Origin of the sequence: Veillonella sp. 27098_8_77 (assembly GCF_041431535.1) — a bacterium.
Taxonomy (GTDB): Bacteria; Bacillota; Negativicutes; order Veillonellales; family Veillonellaceae; genus Veillonella.
This window is the reverse complement of the sequence record NZ_JAPVXW010000021.1, coordinates 1-21,209: the sequence shown is the minus strand read 5'-3', so window position 1 is coordinate 21,209 and position 21,209 is coordinate 1. Positions and strand designations below refer to the sequence as shown.

23 protein-coding genes, 1 pseudogene and 2 riboswitches are annotated in these 21,209 nt (G+C 39.2%); of the genes and pseudogenes, 5 read left to right on the top strand and 19 right to left on the bottom strand.

Annotated elements, in window-relative coordinates:
* Nucleotides 1–25: 25 nt before the first annotated feature.
* The 5 genes from O3617_RS09310 to O3617_RS09290 form a co-directional block, all read right to left on the bottom strand.
* Nucleotides 26–736 carry an NAD(P)H-dependent oxidoreductase gene (locus tag O3617_RS09310; RefSeq protein ID WP_371449706.1) on the bottom strand — a complete coding sequence of 237 codons (711 nt, stop codon included), beginning with the start codon at nt 734–736 and terminating at the stop codon, nt 26–28.
* Between the two features lie 98 nt (nt 737–834).
* Nucleotides 835–1,092, bottom strand: coding sequence for a DUF3343 domain-containing protein (locus O3617_RS09305; protein WP_371449704.1), 258 nt, complete (start codon nt 1,090–1,092; stop codon nt 835–837).
* A 51-nt stretch (nt 1,093–1,143) separates the two neighbouring features.
* Entirely contained in the window at nt 1,144–1,743 is a 600-nt protein-coding gene (gene yedF, locus O3617_RS09300; protein ID WP_371449708.1) for a sulfurtransferase-like selenium metabolism protein YedF, read from the bottom strand.
* 86 nt (nt 1,744–1,829) lie between these two features.
* Complete coding sequence (gene selD / locus O3617_RS09295; RefSeq protein ID WP_371449702.1) at nt 1,830–2,861, bottom strand: selenide, water dikinase SelD; 1,032 nt, start codon at nt 2,859–2,861, stop codon at nt 1,830–1,832.
* Nucleotides 2,862–2,870: 9 nt separating this feature from the next.
* Nucleotides 2,871–3,074, bottom strand: a complete 204-nt coding sequence (locus O3617_RS09290) for a DUF951 domain-containing protein (protein ID WP_371449701.1) — start codon at nt 3,072–3,074, stop codon at nt 2,871–2,873.
* A 602-nt stretch (nt 3,075–3,676) separates the two neighbouring features.
* On the opposite strand from O3617_RS09290, the gene rbr reads away from it, so the two are divergent.
* Nucleotides 3,677–4,225 carry a rubrerythrin gene (rbr, locus tag O3617_RS09285; RefSeq protein ID WP_371449699.1) on the top strand — a complete coding sequence of 183 codons (549 nt, stop codon included), beginning with the start codon at nt 3,677–3,679 and terminating at the stop codon, nt 4,223–4,225.
* Between the two features lie 161 nt (nt 4,226–4,386).
* Here rbr and thiM read toward each other — a convergent pair whose 3' ends face one another.
* Together thiM and thiD are read right to left on the bottom strand one after the other, a co-directional pair.
* Nucleotides 4,387–5,892, bottom strand: a complete 1,506-nt coding sequence (gene thiM, locus O3617_RS09280) for a hydroxyethylthiazole kinase (protein WP_371449697.1) — start codon at nt 5,890–5,892, stop codon at nt 4,387–4,389.
* A 4-nt stretch (nt 5,893–5,896) separates the two neighbouring features.
* The gene (thiD, locus tag O3617_RS09275; RefSeq protein ID WP_371449696.1) at nt 5,897–6,739 is read right to left on the bottom strand and encodes a bifunctional hydroxymethylpyrimidine kinase/phosphomethylpyrimidine kinase; all 843 of its coding nucleotides are present in this window, start codon (nt 6,737–6,739) and stop codon (nt 5,897–5,899) included.
* 63 nt (nt 6,740–6,802) lie between these two features.
* Nucleotides 6,803–6,897: riboswitch (TPP riboswitch) on the bottom strand.
* Between the two features lie 82 nt (nt 6,898–6,979).
* Nucleotides 6,980–7,085: riboswitch (TPP riboswitch) on the top strand.
* A gap of 52 nt (nt 7,086–7,137) precedes the next feature.
* Here thiD and cytX point away from each other — a divergent pair.
* Nucleotides 7,138–8,337 carry a putative hydroxymethylpyrimidine transporter CytX gene (cytX, locus tag O3617_RS09270; protein WP_371449695.1) on the top strand — a complete coding sequence of 400 codons (1,200 nt, stop codon included), beginning with the start codon at nt 7,138–7,140 and terminating at the stop codon, nt 8,335–8,337.
* Between the two features lie 49 nt (nt 8,338–8,386).
* On the opposite strand, the gene O3617_RS09265 is transcribed toward cytX, so the two are convergent.
* From O3617_RS09265 to modA, 3 genes are all read right to left on the bottom strand, one after another.
* Nucleotides 8,387–9,013 carry an ATP-binding cassette domain-containing protein gene (locus O3617_RS09265; RefSeq protein WP_371449693.1) on the bottom strand — a complete coding sequence of 209 codons (627 nt, stop codon included), beginning with the start codon at nt 9,011–9,013 and terminating at the stop codon, nt 8,387–8,389.
* An 8-nt stretch (nt 9,014–9,021) separates the two neighbouring features.
* Nucleotides 9,022–9,690, bottom strand: a complete 669-nt coding sequence (modB, locus tag O3617_RS09260) for a molybdate ABC transporter permease subunit (RefSeq protein WP_371449692.1) — start codon at nt 9,688–9,690, stop codon at nt 9,022–9,024.
* A gap of 98 nt (nt 9,691–9,788) precedes the next feature.
* Nucleotides 9,789–10,577: a molybdate ABC transporter substrate-binding protein gene (modA, locus tag O3617_RS09255; protein ID WP_371449690.1), complete on the bottom strand. Its 789-nt coding sequence runs from the start codon at nt 10,575–10,577 to the stop codon at nt 9,789–9,791.
* Nucleotides 10,578–10,792: 215 nt separating this feature from the next.
* Here modA and O3617_RS09250 point away from each other — a divergent pair, with 215 nt between their 5' ends.
* Nucleotides 10,793–11,782 carry an AEC family transporter gene (locus tag O3617_RS09250; RefSeq protein ID WP_371449689.1) on the top strand — a complete coding sequence of 330 codons (990 nt, stop codon included), beginning with the start codon at nt 10,793–10,795 and terminating at the stop codon, nt 11,780–11,782.
* A 66-nt stretch (nt 11,783–11,848) separates the two neighbouring features.
* Here O3617_RS09250 and O3617_RS09245 read toward each other — a convergent pair whose 3' ends face one another.
* The 9 genes from O3617_RS09245 to glmS all read right to left on the bottom strand — a co-directional run bounded on the left by O3617_RS09245 (nt 11,849) and on the right by glmS (nt 20,025).
* Nucleotides 11,849–12,139 (bottom strand): metalloregulator ArsR/SmtB family transcription factor, encoded by a 291-nt coding sequence (locus O3617_RS09245; RefSeq protein WP_005379548.1) that lies wholly within the window; start codon nt 12,137–12,139, stop codon nt 11,849–11,851.
* Nucleotides 12,140–12,261: 122 nt separating this feature from the next.
* Entirely contained in the window at nt 12,262–12,708 is a 447-nt protein-coding gene (locus O3617_RS09240; protein ID WP_371449687.1) for a universal stress protein, read from the bottom strand.
* Between the two features lie 140 nt (nt 12,709–12,848).
* Entirely contained in the window at nt 12,849–14,114 is a 1,266-nt protein-coding gene (locus O3617_RS09235; protein WP_371449686.1) for a hypothetical protein, read from the bottom strand.
* Between the two features lie 55 nt (nt 14,115–14,169).
* Nucleotides 14,170–14,928, bottom strand: coding sequence for an amino acid ABC transporter ATP-binding protein (locus O3617_RS09230; RefSeq protein WP_371449684.1), 759 nt, complete (start codon nt 14,926–14,928; stop codon nt 14,170–14,172).
* A gap of 9 nt (nt 14,929–14,937) precedes the next feature.
* A complete protein-coding gene (locus O3617_RS09225) occupies nt 14,938–15,594 on the bottom strand; it encodes an amino acid ABC transporter permease (protein ID WP_005375469.1) in 657 nt (218 codons plus the stop codon).
* Between the two features lie 123 nt (nt 15,595–15,717).
* Nucleotides 15,718–16,530 (bottom strand): amino acid ABC transporter substrate-binding protein, encoded by an 813-nt coding sequence (locus O3617_RS09220; RefSeq protein ID WP_005375523.1) that lies wholly within the window; start codon nt 16,528–16,530, stop codon nt 15,718–15,720.
* A gap of 103 nt (nt 16,531–16,633) precedes the next feature.
* The gene (locus O3617_RS09215) at nt 16,634–17,119 is read right to left on the bottom strand and encodes a hypothetical protein (RefSeq protein ID WP_371449681.1); all 486 of its coding nucleotides are present in this window, start codon (nt 17,117–17,119) and stop codon (nt 16,634–16,636) included.
* A 28-nt stretch (nt 17,120–17,147) separates the two neighbouring features.
* Nucleotides 17,148–18,134: a tryptophan--tRNA ligase gene (gene trpS / locus O3617_RS09210; protein ID WP_371449679.1), complete on the bottom strand. Its 987-nt coding sequence runs from the start codon at nt 18,132–18,134 to the stop codon at nt 17,148–17,150.
* A 58-nt stretch (nt 18,135–18,192) separates the two neighbouring features.
* Entirely contained in the window at nt 18,193–20,025 is a 1,833-nt protein-coding gene (gene glmS / locus O3617_RS09205; protein WP_371449678.1) for a glutamine--fructose-6-phosphate transaminase (isomerizing), read from the bottom strand.
* Nucleotides 20,026–20,573: 548 nt separating this feature from the next.
* Here glmS and O3617_RS09200 point away from each other — a divergent pair.
* Nucleotides 20,574–20,756, top strand: a complete 183-nt coding sequence (locus tag O3617_RS09200; protein WP_371449709.1) for a hypothetical protein — start codon at nt 20,574–20,576, stop codon at nt 20,754–20,756.
* Nucleotides 20,738–21,196: pseudogene (locus O3617_RS09195) on the top strand (hypothetical protein); the annotation flags it as partial. The gene O3617_RS09200 and the pseudogene O3617_RS09195, both read left to right, overlap by 19 nt.
* Between the last annotated feature and the right edge of the window lie 13 nt (nt 21,197–21,209).

Genomic DNA, 21,209 nt, shown 5'->3' with positions numbered 1-21,209 from the left:
TCTTCTTTTCTATTTTTATTATATATTATTCAACAACTGTTACAATTTCATCTATTGTACGGCGTGTTTTATTGCGATGTGGTTCTTCATCACGATAGCCAAAAGCAGCCATTACGGAGATGCCGAAGTGTTTTGTATCGAAGAGACCAAATTCATCACCAAGAAGTGCAGTCATGCCATCTTGATTAAAACCTTCTAACGCACAAGAGTCTAAACCTTCATACGCCGCCATAGCCATCATATTCGCCATTACGATGTACGCTTGTTTAGACGCCCAATCGAATGCAGCACGTTCAGATTCAAAGGTTTTATAGTCGCTTGTTGTAAATTGGGCATATTTTTCACGATATGCAGCATCTACTTCAGTTGGCAATTGTTTAACAGTTTCTTGAATGTAACGAACATAAGGAGAGTCAAATTCTAAATCCGCTTTTTTGCGTGTTAAAAACACTACAAAATGGCTTGCTTCAAGGCCAGCGTGAATACCCCAGCCATGAGCTTTCATTTTTTCACGAATTTCAGGATTTTGAATCACTAACAATTCAAACGGCTCAAATCCAAGGGATGTTGGTGCTAAGCGAGCTGCTGTTAGAATTGCATTCCAATCTTCTTCGGAAATCTTTTTAGTGCTATCAAATTTTTTGCATGCATAACGATATGTCATAGCATATTCTAAATCGTTACGATCTAATTTAGGCGCTGTTAATTTTACGTTTTCTATTTCATATTTGCTCATTGAAAATCTTACCTTTCATTATATTAATTCTAAAAACTAAACTTAGGTACATAAACTATGAAGCTAATTAGCTAAAATTTAGATACTGAAAAATCAATTTAATCTTTATAAGCTAAAACTGGTTTCCCTTTTTCATACCAAAAGAGCCCTGACATACTGATTTTATGTTCTTTTAAAATAGCCTGAACTTGTTCCACAACACTTTGTTCTATTTGAATAGATAAACCACACATATCATTCAATTCTGGCGGTGTAGCCATCAATTGGTGAGGCACTTCTAATTCCGTTAATACCTTATCCGCTTTATCGCCAAAATAATAGGATGTAAAAACGACAAGCAATTTTTTATTATTCAATGCCTCACCTTCTATACTATTACTCAATCCTTTATAACATAGATATGAGTATTATAGTTTAACAACATTTTCCCCAACGATAGCATCTGTAATCGCATACATATTTGTAATAGAGCCTACGCCAACTTGCTCTTTTAAACCATAGTAATCAAGACATATACCACATGCAGCAATCTCTACACCTGCATCAGCTAGCTTTTTAATATTATCTAAATGAACAGAATCGTTAGTTACCATTTTAACGCTACTATTGATGAAATAAATTGTAGATGGCTTCACGTCGGCTTCAACCATACACCCCCAGAAGGTTTTCATCAAATTACGGCCAAGCTCTTCACTACCTTCACCAAGATAATCTTTCGTCATCAAAATGATGCGGTCACTATAATTCATAGGTTTGCAACCAATTTCCGGTGCAGGTTCTACATTAGGCGTAAGTTTAATAAAAAAATCTATACCATCTTGTCCAATTGCCACATCATAGCCACGAGATTTCCCGAATTTTTCTACATTATCTCGACTCACTTCGTTATCCACAATTGTCGTAATAATCGCATCGGGGTGCGCATCACTTACCTTTTTCGTTTCAATAACAGGTTTTGGACACAAGCTACCACGCACATCTACAGTTAATTCATTCGTATTACTCATCATTTACCTCAATACTATTATATATTTTGTGAAAGCATAAACTCACACTACTCTATATACTAAAAAACACAACAGTATTATATATCTTACTTGGTTACACGTACCGCTAAGCCACTAAAGTTTTCAACAGCACCAACTATAGTGGCACCTTCAACACCCACATCATATAAAGCTTTCACCAAATCTGGTCCTTCTGTTGCAGGTACAGAGAATAAAAGTCCGCCTGATGTTTGTGGATCAAAGAGAATATCCGTCCACACCCCATCTAAATTCGCATCAACCTGTACATCAGTTATGGCCTTGCGATTACCATAGGATGCAGCAGGGACCAGACCCATTTGCGCAGCCTCAATAACATCATTAAAGAGCGGAATATCATAAGTCTTGATATGAATCGTTACCTTAGAAGCACTCGCCATTTCTACAGAATGCCCCATAAGGCTAAAGCCCGTCACATCAGTACACGCATGAATTGTAAAGTTATGGGCCACCTCAGCAGCCATGCGATTCAATGTACTCATACTAGCAATCGCCTGCGCAGTACCAGTAGGAAATAAATCAGCTTTCAACGCATTATTCATAATACCTGTGCCGATGCGTTTTGTTAACACCAATACATCCCCTACTTGAGAGCCTTTATTCTTCCAAATCTCGTTAGGATTAACCTGGCCTGTGATTGACATGCCAAAAATAGGCTCCTTATTTTCAATGCTATGACCACCTACAATGACTGCACCAGCTTCAGACACAATGGACGCAGCCCCATTGAGTACATCCGTCAATACGCCTTGTTCTACTAAGGGAACAGGAAACCCAACGATGTTCATCGCCGTTAGGGGTGTCCCCCCCATCGCATATACATCGCTCAATGCATTAGCCGCTGCAATTTTACCGAATAACGTAGGGTCATTGACAACAGGCGTAAAAAAATCCAATGTTTGTACAAGGGCAAGTTGATCAGAAATTTGATATACCCCCGCATCATCGGCACCAGTCATATCAGCTAGAACATGTTCATTTGTAACAGGTGTAACGGCCTTTAAAACACGTTCTAATATATGAGGACCTATTTTACATGCACAGCCTCCACTCGTAACATAATCAGTGAGTCGTACCATAGTCCTACCTCATTCATGTTCAGGCAAGCGCGATACTATCTTCTTCGCTGCCTTTTCAAATTTAGGACGCGACATCAATAACTGATGACCACAACCTTTACAAACGATAAGAAAATCAGTGCCAATACGCTTAACCTCCCACTCATCACTGCCGCAGGGGTGTGATTTTTTCATTTGTACTACATCGCCTACATAATATCTAATAAACGCCATAGCGCCTCCTTATACTATTTCTATTATATATATCTTATTATACTTAAAATATGTTCTCCAATATAGGTAAAAGTACACTATGACTAATAATCTCTAACAATATAACCAGAATTATTACCAAAATACAAGGCACTTATAAACAATAATGATTTTCCATATAATTATCATTCTCATTATCGTTAACTGTATTTTTTATGAATTCAATACTTAACAGACTTTTAAAAGCCGCATATTTACTACATTGATAATATTTATCATTTAGAAAATTTTCGAAATAAATTTTACAAAAACACTTGCATTTCTCATTTACTGTGTTACAATATAGTCAACAATGATTATTCGTTAAGTATACGAATCAAAAAACATTGTGGTGTAAATTATAGGCAAGTGCCTCTTTACAAACATAGGTAAGTACTCATTTATAAGTTAAGCAAGTGCTTTTAAAAATTTAGACAAGTGTCTATTTTATCAGTATATAAATAAGTTTTTATTTAACTTAAACTCAAGTGAGTTATCTAACATTGCATTCACAACCAGGTGGTTATGAATATATAACTAAGTAAAAATTTTGAAATTTGATGTAAGTACAAAGGAGTATTAAAATGGCAGAATTAAAAGGTTCTAACACTGAAAAAAATCTTCAAGCAGCATTTGCTGGTGAATCCCAAGCGTACCAAAAATATACATACTATGCAGCAGCAGCTCGTAAAGCTGGCATGAACGAAATTGCTGATTATTTCGAAGAAACAGCTCACAACGAATCTGCACATGCTAAAGTTTGGTTCAAAGCTCTTCATGGTGGCGACATCTCCGCTGATATCGAAGCTAACCTTCGCGATGCAGCAGCTGGTGAAAACTACGAACACACTACAATGTACAAAGATTTTGCTGATGAAGCAGAAAAAGAAGGCTTCACTGCTATCGCTTTCAAAATGCGCGAAGTTGGTAAAATCGAAGCTCGCCATGAAGCTCGTTACCTTGCATTAGCAGCTCGCGTTTCCGGCAACAAAGTGTTCCACAACGATCAACCAGTTGCATGGATTTGCGCTAACTGTGGCTACATTCACGTTGGTGAAGAAGCTCCTAAAGTTTGCCCAGTATGTGCTCACCCACAAGCTTTCTTCCAACGTTTCGTTGAAAACATCGACTAATCTTTAAGTTTAGAAAACTATTTAATACAGTATGTAACACTGCAAGTGCAGATCTTCCTAACTGTATGTACAGACAACCTCAATATAAAAGACGATGACTTCGGTCATCGTCTTTTTTTGCGTCCTATTTAGTTATATATTAATAGTCGTAAATCATACTATTAAAAACTAGATACCAATTCTTTAAATTGTCGTGCTGCTTCACAAGGATTTTCTGCATGAGTAATGGCAGATATAATTGCCACGCCACACGCTCCCCCATGTAGTACTGCAGTTGCATTATCCAAAGTAATGCCCCCAATGCCGACGCATGGTAAGGTTAACCCTTCTGATTGTAGTTCCGCTGTACGCTCTGGTCCACACGGTTCTTGTGCGTCAGGTTTGCTACTGGTTGCATACATAGGACCTACCCCCACGCAATCCGCATATTCAACATTTGTTTTACGGAGTTCCTCTACGGAATGGATAGATATGCCCACCACCTTATGTCCTACAAAATGGCGCACATCTTCTAAGCGCATATCGTCTTGCCCTACGTGAACACCATCCGCATTAACAGCGACCGCTAGATCTACATCATCATTAATAATATAGAGTACATTATATCTGGCACAGATATGCTTCAACTGTTGTGCTAGTTCAAACTTCTGTTGACCTTCTAATGTGCCATCGCCCTTTTCTCTAAACTGAAAGCAGGTTATACCGCCACGACAAGCTTCTTCAACAATTTCAAGCATCCGCTTTTTGTTAAGCCCTGTATCTTGCGTACCACACACAAAATATACCTGTAATTGATCTGGTACAACTACGGGCCGTACACGGTTTTCTGATAGAAGAATCGCATCATTTATTTCATATAAAGCATCTAAAAAGGCTACACTAAAACTACCAGGTTTAACGCCGCTCATCTTAACAGCATTTTCACCAGCTAAACCATAATACGCCAATGCATAGGCAAGAAGTTCGCCTATAGACAGGCTATCTTTAAACAAAGGATAGATTCCAAAAAAAGCTGCTAATACAGCCCCTAAGAGACAGCCTGTTCCCGTTACAGCAGTCATAATCGAATGACCATGAGGTACTGCAAAGACTCGAGTTCCATCGGATACATAATCCTCTTCGCCCGTTGCTACTACAGGACAGTTAATAAGACGCGCTAGACGATATGCGATAATGGCACTGTCCGCTACCTGCGCCCCATCAACCCCCTTACCTAACGGAGAGTTGTCATCCTTATTATCGGAACTTAGCGCATCATAAACAGCTTTAACTTCGCTTTGATTGCCTCGTAATAACGAAATGTCACCAGTCTTAATTAAGTCTAAAACCACCGACAATCGGTAAGCTCCTGCATGACAGCCCACAGGATCAAGAATAATTGGTACATCATATTCCTTCGCTAGCTTAATAGCTTCTTTATAGTAGCTAACCTTCTCAGGTGTAAGTGTCCCAATATTGATGAGCAGTGCTGATGCATATACAATAAGGTCTTTCAAATCTTCACTACATTCACTCATGATGGGCGATGCTCCAATGGCTAGTAGTCCATTAGCTGTAAAGGTTCGCACCACATCGTTGGTAATACAAATAACGAGGGGATTTTTCTTCCACAATGTGTCTAATATATTGAATTCAGGGCTAATTTGATTATCCATATATGGGTTCATAGCATCATCTCCTCTCATCGCTTCTCAAAAGTTCATCCATCGTTTCAGGCCCATTGGATAGCAAACCATAGGCCATATGATTAACAGGGCCACAACCATGCCCTAGAGCAGGATTATGCTTGATAGCTAATGCAATATAGTCCTTCGCAATACCGATGGCATCCATCACATCACGCCCTTTGGCAAGTTCCGCCGTAATAACTGCAGAGAAGGTACAACCCGTACCATGTGTGTGCACTGTATCATATTTAGGGCTCGTCCAGGTACGAACGCTACCATCTTTTGTGAAAGCATAATCCGTTGCATCCTCCCCAATGTGCCCGCCTTTAATAATTACCACTTGAGGACCTAATTCCTGTAAGATACGATTAGCCGCCGTTGTTATGTCGCTTTCACAATCAATAGACATGTCCGCTAATACCTCAGCCTCACTACGATTAGGGGTGATAACTGTGGCTGTAGGAATGAGTTTAGATTTTAAGAACTCAACAGCCTTATCTGATACAAGTCGATCACCACTAGTAGCAATCATAACAGGATCCATTACGTACGGAATATCCTTGCTTACATAAGGATAGATAAGATCCATCATTTCTGGTAAGGCAATCATGCCAGTCTTAACGGCTTGTGGCATAATATCTGAGTACACATCGTGTAACTGTTTCTCTATACTCTCTAAAGATAAATGTTCCACGTGGTGAACGCCCGTTGTATTTTGAGCCACTACAGATGTAACCACAGCCATGCCATATACGTGACGGCTTTGGAAGGATTTTAAATCAGCCATAATGCCAGCGCCACCGCTTGGGTCAGTACCAGCAATTGTCAATGCAGTATATAATTTCATAATACCTCCAAACATATAAAAACAAGACCACTCCAAATGGAATGGTCTCGTAATAGTTTAGTATTATGTTTCACTCCACTTTCCTACGCCAGTATTATCCGGATCAGGTCTAGGGTTTTGAATGGTCAATCTCAGCAAAAGCACCCCTAGTGGCAATATATTTTTATACTCTAGTTATAACATCAATATACAATCTATGCAACAGAATATTTGACGATTTCCTACACACCTCGTATAATGAAAGCCATAACGGGGTGCTCACAAGAGTGGGCTGAGAGTAAGCTAATGCTTTAACCCATAACCTGATTTGGATAATGCCAACGTAGGGAACATAGAGGATTAATAGCCGAGTTCCTGTGAACTCGGCTTTTTCTATGACTTCCTGGCAAGGAGGACGTATGAAAGACACACACATTACACAACCACAATTTGCCATGATATGGTTCGGTGCCGCTCTATCAATAGCGGAAATCATGACCGGTACCTATCTAGCCCCATTAGGACTTACCCAAGGTCTATATGCCATCATACTGGGACATATCATCGGTGGTATATTGCTCTTTGGGGCAGGACTCATCGGGGGGCGCTTGCGACAAGGTAGTATGAATACTACAGCCTTTAGCTTTGGCCCCCTAGGGGCTAAGGGCTTTGCCATTTTAAATATGCTACAGCTCATCGGTTGGACGAGTATCATGATCTACGATGCTATGCTTGCGTTACAAGAGCTAGCGCCCCTATCCCCTATGATTTGGACCACAGCCATAGGGGCTCTTGTTATTCTGTGGCTTTTCATTGGCCTCCACAATACGGGATATATTCAAGCCATCGTATCTATTCTATTGCTAGGTCTCACTATCTACATGGGCGCTCACATGATATCTCAATGGCCTAGTGAAAGTAGCCTTCTCACTAGTGGAGGCATGAGTTTCATTGCCGCTCTTGAATTATCTATTGCCATGCCTCTGTCTTGGTTACCTCTCATTAGTGATTACACCCGAGAAAGTAAAAAACCTTTCTCCGCATCACTGACAAGTGCTACAGTCTACACGGTAACAAGTATTGTTATGTATACCTTAGGTCTCAGCGCGGCTATCTTTGGTGGTGGCGACTCCATCATTACCATCATGATGAACGCAGGCCTCGGTCTTGCGGGACTCATCGTTATTATCTTCTCTACCGTAACGACAACCTTTATGGACGCTTACTCAGCGGGCGTGTCTAGTACGACTATCTATAACAGTGCCTCTAGTAAAGGCGTAGCCGTCATCGTTACAATTATCGGCACCATAGCAGCTATCCTATATCCAATGGATGATATTACAGATTTCCTATATCTCATTGGCTCCGTCTTTACACCGATGATTGCCATCCTATTGGCAGACTACTTTGTAAATCATCAACAGGTACAAACTACATCTGCCTATTTAGTGCGAGGTCTCATCTGGGCCCTATCTGTAGGTGTGTATCACTATATGTTACATAGTGAAAGCACTATAGGTGCTACACTCCCAGCATTTACTATAGCATTCCTCATTACAGTCATCGTTGGATTCATAAGTAAAACTGTGAACTCATCTGTCAAAATAAAAGAACACTAACACAAAAATACCTTCATAAGCGAGTATGCTTATGAAGGTATTTTACCTATTAAGGTATAATGATTTGCCCATTTTCACAGGTCCAATGTCTATCTCCTACAGCTTCTGCTTCACTTTCATCATGGGTTACCCATACGCATGGCACGTTCCATTCGCGAATGATAGAAACAAGATCCTCACGCACTTGTTTACGAAGGTTCCAATCGAGAGCAGATAGGGGCTCATCAAGAAGCAATATAGTTGGTTTTGAATAGAGTGCACGACCTAAGGCAACACGTTGTTGCTCACCGCCAGATAAGCTACCAGCCTTAGTCTTGCGGTATTTTTCTAAACCTAAACGGTTTAATAAAGAATCACACATATCAGGTGTGCCTCGTTTACTATATGTAATATTATGCTCTACGGATAAATGAGGGAATACTATATTGCCTTGTGGCATATATCCTACTTGCCGTTCTTGAGCTGGTACCCATATGTTTCGATCTCGGTCAACCCATGTTCTTTCATCGCATCGAATGATACCTGTTGTAGGCTTCACCAAACCTGCTATGCATTTGATAAATGTACTTTTTCCACTCCCAGATGAGCCGGTTAACACCGTAATACCTGATGCTAAAGCACCATCGGCTTTCACAATCATAGAAGGTCTTGCTATGGTAAAAGAAAATGTAATCATAGTCCCTCCTAATTACGCCCTAAATTACGGAACAAGGATCCTTTTGTAAGAATATGAATACCGCTCAATAGCGCTAATGTAAGCACACAAATATAAATAACGAGCTCAAAGGCATCCATGTACTGTCCAGCCTCTACATAGGAATAGATAGCAAGTGGCATGGTACGCGTAATTTTAGGAATATTACCTGCGATTAATATGGTAGCACCGAACTCACCCATAGCGCGACAAAATGCCAATATACTCCCCGTTACAATCCCCTTCCATGCCAATGGTACGGAGATTGTAAAAAATATGCGAAGCTCTGAAGCACCTAATGTACGTGCTACGTCCTCCATATTATGGTCTACAGACTGCAATGCGGACCGCACTGTTTGATAAAACAAAGGAAAAGCTATAACAGAAGAGGCCACAACGGCACCGGCTGCAGTAAATACGACGCCTAAACCATGTGATTCTAACCAAGCACCAAATGCATAGCCTGGTGTAAATACCATAAGCAAAGCAAACCCAACAACTACTGGAGGCAACACGAGCGGCAATGTTATTATGGCATCTAGAATAGCGATACCACTCCACTTACAACGATTCATCCAATAACAAGCAGCTAAGCCAGTCAATATAACAATAACTAGAGCTAAACTCGCCACCCACAATGACAACCAAAATGGACTCATATTGTGCCTCCTTTCTTTGCCAAATCTCTGACGAATAATAAGTTATACCTCTATTGTATCATAAGAAAACGCTAGCCCTAAAAGCTAGCGTTAGACTCTTATTTAGAGGTGGAGAAACCATATTTCTCTAAGACTTTTTGGCCCTCTGGGCTCATTACGTATTTATAGAAATCTTGAGCCAAAGCATTATCATATTTCTTAATAATACCGATAGGATAGATGACTGGATCATGAGAATCTGCAGGAGTAACTGCAGCAATTTCAACTGCATCACCAGCTGCGATAGCATCCGTCTTATAGATAAAGCCCGCATCACCAGCGGCTTGACTAATAGAAGCCGTTACAGCTTTAACGTCCTTAGCATACACTACATTAGGTTCTACTTGGTCCCATACACCTAATTTTCTTAATACTTGTTTACCATAGTTACCAGCGGGCACTGTATCAGGATTACCTAAAACGATACGTTTAACAGAAGCAATTTGATTTAATTCAATTTTAGGTTGGCCTTTTGGAACTACAAGAACTAATTCATTAGTCACAAATGGTTTAACATCTGTTACAAGGTCTTTATCTTGCAACATCTTCATATTTTTTTCGTCTGCAGAGATGAATAAGCTTGCAGGTGCACCTTGTTCAATTTGTTGACGCAATGTGCCGGATCCAGCAAAGTTAATCGTGATTTGATCATCTGCTAAGTTATGATCTTTCTTATATGCATCTGCTAATTCAGTAAGAGCTCCCTTAAGACTAGCAGCAGCTTGGATTGTAATCTTTTCAGATGTACTTGGCTTTGCACTATCCGCAGTTTTACTTGCATCATTGCCACAGCCTACTACAAAGGCAAGCATACAAATACTCATTAAAACTAATAGAATTTTTCTCATACAACCTCCTGTTCCCTACGGAATTAATACATATAAATACATAAAATATAAACCTAAACTCTACATCCTATGGTATGATAATAGTATATAGTGATTAGATAAAAACCCATACAATATACGTATAACTCATACTATATATTTTATTTTATCATACTTATAGTATACCATGATTTTTATCACAACTTTATTCATATTATAGAACTCTAGGTGAGACCATGAACTTATTATCATTAATAGGCCATATCTTCATGAATTCCATGATTCCTATATTTATGCTTATAGGTGTTGGATTTATATTAGATAAAAAATTCAAACTTGACTTATATACACTGAGCAAGCTTAACTTCTATATATTATTGCCCACATTCGTATTTAGGGCCATGTATGAGGCGAAATTCACGTCAAGTACATTGGAAATTGTTTTCTGTGCACTATGTGTACTGATACTAAACTCTATTATTTCTGAAATTGTAGGGCGTATAAAAGGCTATGATGTAGCTAAAATTGCAACATTAAAAAACTGTGTCATGTTTAATAATGTAGGGAATATGGGGGTAGCCCTTGCTATCTTTGTATTTGCTAATGTACCATATGTCATTGATGGGGCCACCCCCTATGCTAACTTAGGGCTTGTAAGCGTAGTATCGATTATGATTATTCAAACCATTACGAGCAATACTTATGGATTCTATCAAGCCGGTGCAGGCCGATTAAGTACACGAGATGCACTCAACGTCGTATTTCATATGCCTATGGTATACGCCATCCCGCTAGCCTTACTATGCCAATTATTGCCATTTGATCTTCACGGGCTCTTCTTCTTTGCTCCCCTCAACATCTTCGCGAATGCCTTCGTTGGCGTCGCCATGATAGCCTTAGGGGTACAAATTAACCGGACCCCATTGAATTTCTTTAAAGCTGACGTCATGTTAGCCAGTGCATTACGACTTATCATAAGTCCCCTATTAGCGGCTGTTATGACCATACTATTTATTATCTTCTATGGTTCTATGCATCCAATTGCAGCACAAACAATTGTCATTACCTACAGCGTACCAACGGCTATCAACATGGCACTCATCGCCATCGAAATGAAAAACAATCCAGAGTATGCCACACAAATCGTGATGGGCACAACCATATTATCTGCTGTTACAATGCCTCTGTTTATCACATTAGCCTATTATCTATTTCCATTATATTAACTGTACATACAAAAAAGGAGCCTAACGGCTCCTTTTTCGCATCTAATATACTGAATACTCATCAGATTACTGATGGGACACATGGTCCATGCCCATGCGTACAAGACCTTCTACATGGTCATCATTCAAAGAATAATATGCAGTTTTTCCCTCTTTGCGATATGTTACAAGACGCGCTTGTCGCAATACACGCAATTGGTGCGAAATAGCAGATTGTCCCATGCCCATTGTTTCAGCAATATGATTAACACACATTTCATTTTCTAGCAGTATCTCAACAATTTTTAGGCGTGTTGGATCGCCAAGAATCTTAAACAATTCTGCTAACTTTAACAATGATTCGTTCCCGTCGATCATAGGGATCCTTTCTTTTAAACTAACACTAATTATCTATCTAAATTTGAATACTATCTCTATGATATCTATTATATACAAAAAAAGACTTTGTACACAATGACAAAGTCTTTTTTTGTATGATACTATTTAATAATCAATACAGGGCAAGAGGAATGACTTGTTACATAGCTACTTACACTACCCATGAATAAGCCTTTCAAAGGTCCAAGGCCACGGCTACCCATTACGATAAGATCAGCATTATATTTTTTAGCAACTGCTAACAATGCAGGGCCAGGGGAACCAACTTCAAATACAGATTTAACCTTAACGCCTGCAGGAATTTCTTTCACTACATCGTTCAAAATTTCTTTACCTGTTTCTTCCATATCTTCTGCAATTTGTTCAGACACATAGCCACCAGAAATTGGTGTTTGATCAAAGTTGGAAATAGCAGAAACAATATTTGCTACATGAACAACAATCAATTCTGCTTTGTTACGATCTGCTACAGCAAGTGCATGTTCTAGTGCACGTTTAGCATTTTCAGAACCATCAGTAGGTACGACAATAGTTTTGTAGGTAACCATATTAACCCCTCCTATTTCTAATCCCCATGAAGGGATATGATTAAAAATCGTTTAGCTATTTATAATATTCTAGACGAATTAGGAAAAATCCTCTTTTTTCGATTAGGATTTATATACATTATAGCACATTTTTTTACAGATTAAAGAACTTGGGAAGAATTATTGATATTTAAAGAATTCGATAGCTTAAACCCATCTAAAATATCGATGAATTCAGGTGTGGTCAATATAGTACCAATTGGTGCAATCATGCGAGCTACACCGACACTGCCATTATTACCAAGAATAATGGTAGCTCCAAACTCAACAGTCTCCGCTGTACTAGTATCTGCAACTTCAGGATTCTTCATTGTCCCGGCTACATAAAACATAACCGCGCCATCAATAATATGCGTTTCATAACGTTCAATAGTCGCTTTATTTACATCAACCAAGGATTTTACATATTGATCACCGAGCATTTGCTTGCCCATCATAGTTGGCATCGCTGTGCTTACCGCCTGAATAGGAACGGAAAAACTTTCTACATCTAACCGTATCTTATCCTTTGTAAAAGTAATCTTTTTAGGCTCATTTACCCGTGTAAACCCTTTTGGATTTGCGAACTTCAAACCTTCTGCTACATTGATATCGCCAGAACCTACGAGCATTTTCTTAACATTATTTATAGTGGAACCCGATTTTTTTGTATCCAACAAGGAAAAACTAGGAATTGTGGTTTCCATAAAACCTTGTTCCATAAATTTGGCTTGAATAGGTGGATAGGTACTCACTAAATTATATCGATGAGTCGGATCCTTTTCCATAATAAATTCAGCTTCATATATGGAATGAACCTGTTCTGTAGATGTCATTTCCGCATAGGATTTTGGCGTTGTACGACTCCAACGAGCTGCTTGGGCCCCCTTCTTAGGGAAAAATCCTCCTACTACATCATTGCTTTCAAATATATTACTGTGTTGACGCCAAATGCGAAGATATTCTTCATCGGTCATCCCCTTAATCGGTACATCATACCACGTTGTATTCCATACCTTTTGGGATACATTCCCCTGAGGTGTGTTATTCCGCTTCGTAAATGATATCGTATACGCATCATCTTGGTTAGGACCCGATAAGTTAAATGAATAGCCCTGTACATGTTCACTTTCACTACGCACATCCATATCGATCAAGACACCATCATTGACACGCCAAGGGATGGTGAACGTATATCCATTCTTTGTATCCTTTACAACCGTATTCATTTTTGTAGCATACGATTTATATTGCTCTGGCAATACAGAGATAGCATCTTGTTGAGATGCCTCAATAGCCTTTGGTGTGGCATGTTCAGGAGCTGCACCATAAGCGATACCAGATACAACTGTCAAGCCAGCTAATGCTAACGCGATAGGTAATTTCATACAATTCCTTTCATATATGTGAAGGTACCACCTATGATTACATAGGTGGCAAGGATTATAACATATTCTCTAAAAAAGCTTTAGTTCTAGGGGATTGCGGATTGGTAAATAATTGTTCCGGCTCCCCTTCTTCTTGAATGATACCATCTGCCATAAAGATGATGCGATCAGAAACTTCACGAGCAAAGTTCATTTCATGAGTCACGATAATCATGGTCATTCGATCATCGGCTAATTGTTTGATTGTCTTTAATACTTCCCCTGTCAATTCTGGATCAAGGGCAGATGTAGGTTCGTCAAATAACATAATTTCAGGATTCATGGCTAATGCACGAGCAATGGCCACACGTTGTTGTTGACCACCGGAAAGTCTAGATGGATACATATCGCGTTTATCCCAAAGGCCTACCTTATTAAGTAGACGTTCTGCTATTGGCATAATATCGGCATCTTTCATGCCTTTCACCATGCGCGGCGCTACCATAATATTTTCAAGAACCGTCATATGTGGGAATAAATTGAAGGATTGGAATACCATGCCCATGCGAAGTAATAGATCATGCATGGTATGTTTATCAGCGTAGGTAACGGCGCCACTAACATCTGTAGATGCCAACGTTACACCATCAACGGTAATAGTACCACCGTCAATCGTTTCCAACTGACCTAAGCAGCGCAAAAATGTAGACTTACCGGAACCAGATGGACCGATAATAGATACAATTTCGCCCTTATTCATTTGCAAGGAAACATCTTTCAATACCACATTATTATTAAAGTGTTTCTCTATGCGTTCCATATTTACAAAAGTCATAATTACCTCTTACTCATCATATACAGAGAAACGTTTTTCTAAATAATTAAAGATATTTGTCAAAATAAATGTAAAGATTAGATAGAATATAGCGGCCACAAGGAACGCAGAAATATCAAAATCACGTTGTACGATAGATTTTGTAATACGCAAGATATCATTCATAGCTAATACGTATACGAGGGATGTATCTTTTAATAAGTTAATCGTTTCGTTGGCAAGTGGTGGCAACACGCGTTTAAACATTTGTGGCAAAATGATGGTACGCATCGTTTGACCATATGTAAAACCAAGTACCTTTGCCCCTTCATATTGACCGCGTGGAATAGATTGAATACCACCACGGAAGATTTCGCAAAGATAGGCAGCATAGTTAAGTACGAAGGTAACCACTGCCGCTGTGGCATCATCCATTTGAATGGCGCCATCAGTCATAATCGGTAACGCATAATACATAAATAGAATTTGTAACATCAATGGCGTACCACGCATTAGATATACAAAGGCTTCTACAATTTTATCGACTACCGGAAGCTTAGATAGTCGCAGTAAAGCCAATATGATACCGCCAGGTATAGATAGCACCCATACGACACAGAACAGTGCAATAGTAACTTTAAGCCCATCCGCAATGGTCGGGATAATCTGCAATAAATAATCTAACATGAAATACTCCTTCAAAACACGAATAGAGAAGAGGCACATGGCCTCTTCTCTAGTGTACATTTCGTTCTTTAATTATCAGTTGTACATACTGACCACAGTACTATTAGTATATCACGAATTGTACTATTTAGCATCGCTCTTATCTAGGTCTGCGCTAGAGCCCAACCATTTTTCAACGATTTTATCAGCAGTACCATCTTTTTTCATTTCGGCTAAGATACCATTGATTTTATCACGCAATGCAGTATCATCTTTACGGAACCCTACAGCAAAGTTATCTACGCCGTAATCAGTACCTTCTACGATTTTATATTTACCAGGTTCTTTTGTCATGAGGTAACGAGCAATAACACCATCGGCGATAACTGCATCAACACGACCAATACCAAGATCCATGAACGCACTTACGAAATCGGCATAGGATTTGATTTCTTTAACAGTTTTACCACTAGGATCGTTTTGTAATGCTGATTCACCAGTACTAGCTTGTTGTACACCTACAACCTTGCCAGCAAGATCAGATTTACCCTTGATAGCATTATCATCGTTACGAACAACGATGTATTGTTTATCTTTCATGTACGTATCGGAGAACAAGATATTTTTCTCACGTTCAGGAGAAACGGTTAAACCATTCCACAATACGTCGATTTTCTTAGATTTTAACTCTGCTTCTTTACTGGACCAGTCAATTGCTTTGAACTCAACGTCCATACCAGCGCGCTTAGCAGCCTCTTTAGCCAAATCGATATCTAAACCTACGATTTCACCTTTATCATCTTTAAAGCCCATTGGTGGGAAGCTATCATCTAGACCAATAACAATTTTCTTAGGTAATTGAGTATCAGCATTCTTTGTATCACTACCACAACCGCTTACAAAAGCCATCATAGAAACTGCAGCCAAACCTACAGCCATAATCTTTTTCCAGTTCATAATATCCTCCACACAATATGTTTTAGGTCATGTTTTAACTTATGAACCTATTATACTTTAGCATATTAAAGTTGTAAATAGTTAAATCAATAAATTTACAAAATTATATATCATGGGTATCTCTATAATGTTTTATAGCGGCTTGAAGACGTAGTTTATCCTTATATGGTGCAAGTTGCAAATCTAAGGGCACCACATAAATGCCGCTATGCGTATTGACAGCTTGCAGTTCTTTCCAATCAGGTGTAAACCCAACTACGCTTTCAAAAGCAACATACACATAGTAATCATCTAAATTAATGGCACTACGGAAATAGTCACGTAAATTTGTCGGTCTCTGCTTGATGACAAAGCCTTTTTCACAAATGTATACAAGCACTACATCAAGCCCGTGTACCCACCACAACAAGCAAACGACCAATGCATAACAAAGCATGCGATTACCTATATCATGTGGGGCCCATTTAATGAGGGCAACACAAATTACAATGCCTAGAATCCGTCCTAGCCACTGTACGGCCTTATGTGTGGTGACCATGTGCTTTACACGGCCACCCGAAAATCGTTCGCTTACCTCTTGTTTTGTCATAATTGACCTCAAAAGTGTATGTAAATACTTATTTACGGCAAAGCCCCATCGCTTGTTCAACCTTGCGATACATCACAGATGCTTTTGCATGTGCTTTGGCAGCACCTTCATCGAGAATTACATCAAGTTCAGGGCTTGTAATCAATTCATTGTAACGTTGTTGGATTGGCGCAAGAGTTGCCACTAATAGGTCTGCAATATCAGATTTAAATACGCCATAACCTTTACCAGCATACATTTCTTCGATAGCTTCATAGCTGTCTTTTGTGATAGCACGGTAAATGCCCATCAAGTTAGAAATGCCAGGTTTGTTTTCTTTATCGTAACGCACTGCATTATCAGAGTCAGTTTGGGCGCGTTTCAATTTTTTTACAATCAAATCTGGTGCATCCAAAAGACGAATCGTAGCATTTTGGTTATCATCAGATTTACTCATTTTCTTAGTTGGCTCTTGTAAGCTCATAACGCGAGCACCACCTTCGCCTACCTTGATATCAGGTACTACGAAAGTTTCACCGAATCTACGATTAAAACGCTCTGCCAAATTACGAGTCAACTCTAAATGTTGTTTTTGATCCTCACCTACAGGAACATAGTTAGTACCATATAACAAGATATCTGCCGCCATCAATGGTGGGTATGTAAGCAATGCTGTAGGAATAGAGTCACCTTGCTTTTGAGACTTATCTTTGTACTGAGTCATACGCTCTAATTCGCCAACATAGCTAATAGATTGCATAACCCAACCGAGTTTAACATGCTCAGGCACTTCGGATTGGACAAACAATGTTACCTTTTTAGGATTGAGGCCAACCGCTAGGTACAACGCAGCCAAATTACGAGTATTTTGGAATAACTCTTTTGGATCTTGCGGTACAGTAATCGCATGTTGGTTAACGATACAATAATAACATTCGTCAGTATCTTGATAGTCTAAGAAATTACGTAAAGCCCCCAAATAGTTACCAAGTGTTAATTCCCCACTTGGTTGGATGCCGGAAAATATAACTGCCATAATAGTCTCCCTATATTGAAATAAACCAACAGTGCCGAAGCACTGTTGGTTATATATATTATTCTACGGTTACAGATTTAGCCAAGTTACGTGGTTTATCTACATCTGCGCCGCGTGTAATCGCTGCATAGTACGCTAACAATTGCAATGGTACAACGGCAAGGATTGGAGCGATGAATTTATTTGCACGTGGAACATAGATTGTATGGTCTACGTGTTTAGATAATTCTTCGTCACCCTTCATGCCAATGCCGATTACAACAGCTTCACGAGCTTTTACTTCACGGATGTTACTGATCATCTTATCGTATACATCCTCTTGTGTAGCCAATGCGATAACAGGTACACCTTCTTCAATAAGAGCTAACGTACCATGTTTCAATTCGCCACCAGCATATGCTTCAGCATGGATGTAAGAAATTTCTTTCAATTTCAAAGCACCTTCCATCGCTACTGCATAGTCGATAGCACGGCCCAAGAAGAACGCATCAGATTTGAAGCCATAATGTTTAGCAAAGGCTTTCATATCTTCATCTACTTCAAAGATTTCATGAATCAATGTAGGCAAGTTTTTAACACCGCTAAGGATTTCTTCGCCTAACGCTGGATTCATTTTGCCATTTAATTGGCCAAGGTATACAGCGAACAACAAGCCTGCTACTAATTGAGTAGTGTACGCTTTTGTAGATGCTACAGAGATTTCAGGGCCTGCCCAAGTGTACACAGTGTTATCTGCTTCACGGGAGATACTGGAACCTACTACGTTTGTAATCGCTAAGGATTTAGCACCAAGACGTTTAGCTTCTTTCAACGCTGCCAATGTATCAGATGTTTCACCAGATTGACTGATAACGATACATAATGTTTTGTCATCAGTCAATGGATTGCTGTAACGATACTCAGATGCGATTTCCACACTTACAGGAATGCGCGCCAAGTTTTCAATATATTGTTTTGTTACAAGACCTGCATGGTATGCTGTACCACATGCAACGATGAGGATTTTATTGAAAGTTGCTACATCGTCAGCAGTCCAGTTTAACTCATCAAAAACAGCTGCTTTGCCATCTTCAGAAATGTGTGTGCCGAATGTATCACGCACAGCTTTTGGTTGGTCATGAATTTCTTTCAACATGAAATGTTCATAACCGCCCTTTTCTGCAGCCTCTGCATTCCAGTTAACATGGAACACTTCTTTATCGATAGGATTACCTTTACGATCAAATACGGATACATTATCACGTGTTACGATAGCTAATTCACAATCGTTCAAGATGTATGTATCACGTGTATAGTTAATGATTGCTGGAATATCGGAAGCAACAAAGTTTTCACCTTTGCCAAGGCCGATAACCAATGGGTTTTCTTTTTTAGTACAAATGATTTTGTCTGGCTCATCAGCACAGATAATTTCAAGAGCATACGCACCGTCAACACGATTGAGCATGCGACGCACAGTGCCCACAAAATCACCATCGTACATATCTTCTAATAGATGAGCTACTACTTCTGTATCAGTTTCAGATTTGAAATGGTACCCTTTTGCGATAAGTTCTTCTTTCAACGGCATGTAGTTTTCAATGATGCCGTTGTGAACAACAGCAAATTTACCATCTTCAGATGCATGAGGGTGGGCGTTCATGTCGGATGGACGACCATGTGTAGCCCAACGAGTATGACCAATACCTACTGTTCCTTCATTAGGGTCAGCTTTTACAATCGCTTCAAGATTAGCAAGGCGGCCAACCTTCTTTTGAATTTTAATAACATTTTCAGGGCCGATAACAGCAATACCTGCAGAGTCATAACCACGGTATTCTAATTTCGCCATACCGTCCAACAAGAAATCAGATGCTTGATTAAAGCCAATGTATCCTACGATACCGCACATAAGTATATCCTCCTATAACTGGGGGTATTTCTAGCCCCAGCCAAAAACTAAGGCTAACTAATTACTATTCTAACTTAACGATCTAAGTTAATGTTCAAATTATGTATCAAATAGTATTTGAATACAATTCATTCAGATACACTTTGTCCCCATCGTTACCAATGGGCTTTTTAATATCTGTTACGACATGAATATGCCGGAAGAGCATCCGCTGATGATTCGATCACTCTTCACCTCGTCTACCCTAACGACTGCCTTCGCGGGTACTTGCGCTATTCGCCTTTACGAATTTGGAACTCCTTTCACTACTATGTGGCAGAACTAGTACAATTGTAATCATACTAAATTATATTATACTAAATCGATGTAATGAATGTAAAGAATATAGGCCTTATGAAAGCATTAAACAATACGCTTATTTTATATAATTTATACTTTCATATATTCCTCATTCACCATTATTATACTACGTATTATAAAAATTTTATACAATCATATTTATCAAAATTTATATAATACATATTTATTGTCTAAAAGGAGAGATTGCAATGAATACACAAAATAACAAAACACATAAAACGACAACATCTATAAAACATAAACAATCATACAGAAAATTACGCCGTTGGGTACTTCCTGCTGTATTAGGTGCCGCCCTTTCTACATTGGCATTCCTTCCAACCTTTGCGCAAGATGCACCAAGTGCTCCGCTAGCGGCATTGCACGTTTAAAAGCAGAAAATAATACGCTCACATCTCATGCTATAGGCGCGTTTATCTATGTAAATAACACCACTGCTGAAGTAGACCTTACTGGCAATGCCATTTCCACTCCAAATACTACTACCTTAGTGAAAGCAGCGGCAGATTCCCGTTGGGGAAAAGCTGGTGAAAACGGCGGGCACCTTACACTTCGTGCCTCCAACCAAGCTTTAAACGGTAATATTGTAGCCGATGCAATTAGCACCATTGCACTAGACATGACAAATGGATCTAGTTTAGTTAGCGCTATAAACACTGACAATACAGCAAAAGAAATTACACTAAAACTCAGCAAAGATTCCACTTGGACACTTACAGGCGACAGCTATGTAAAATCCTTAACGAACGAAGATACTACAGGAGATAATATTCACTTGAATGGATATAAACTTGTTGTGGCTGATAAATAACATATACGACAAA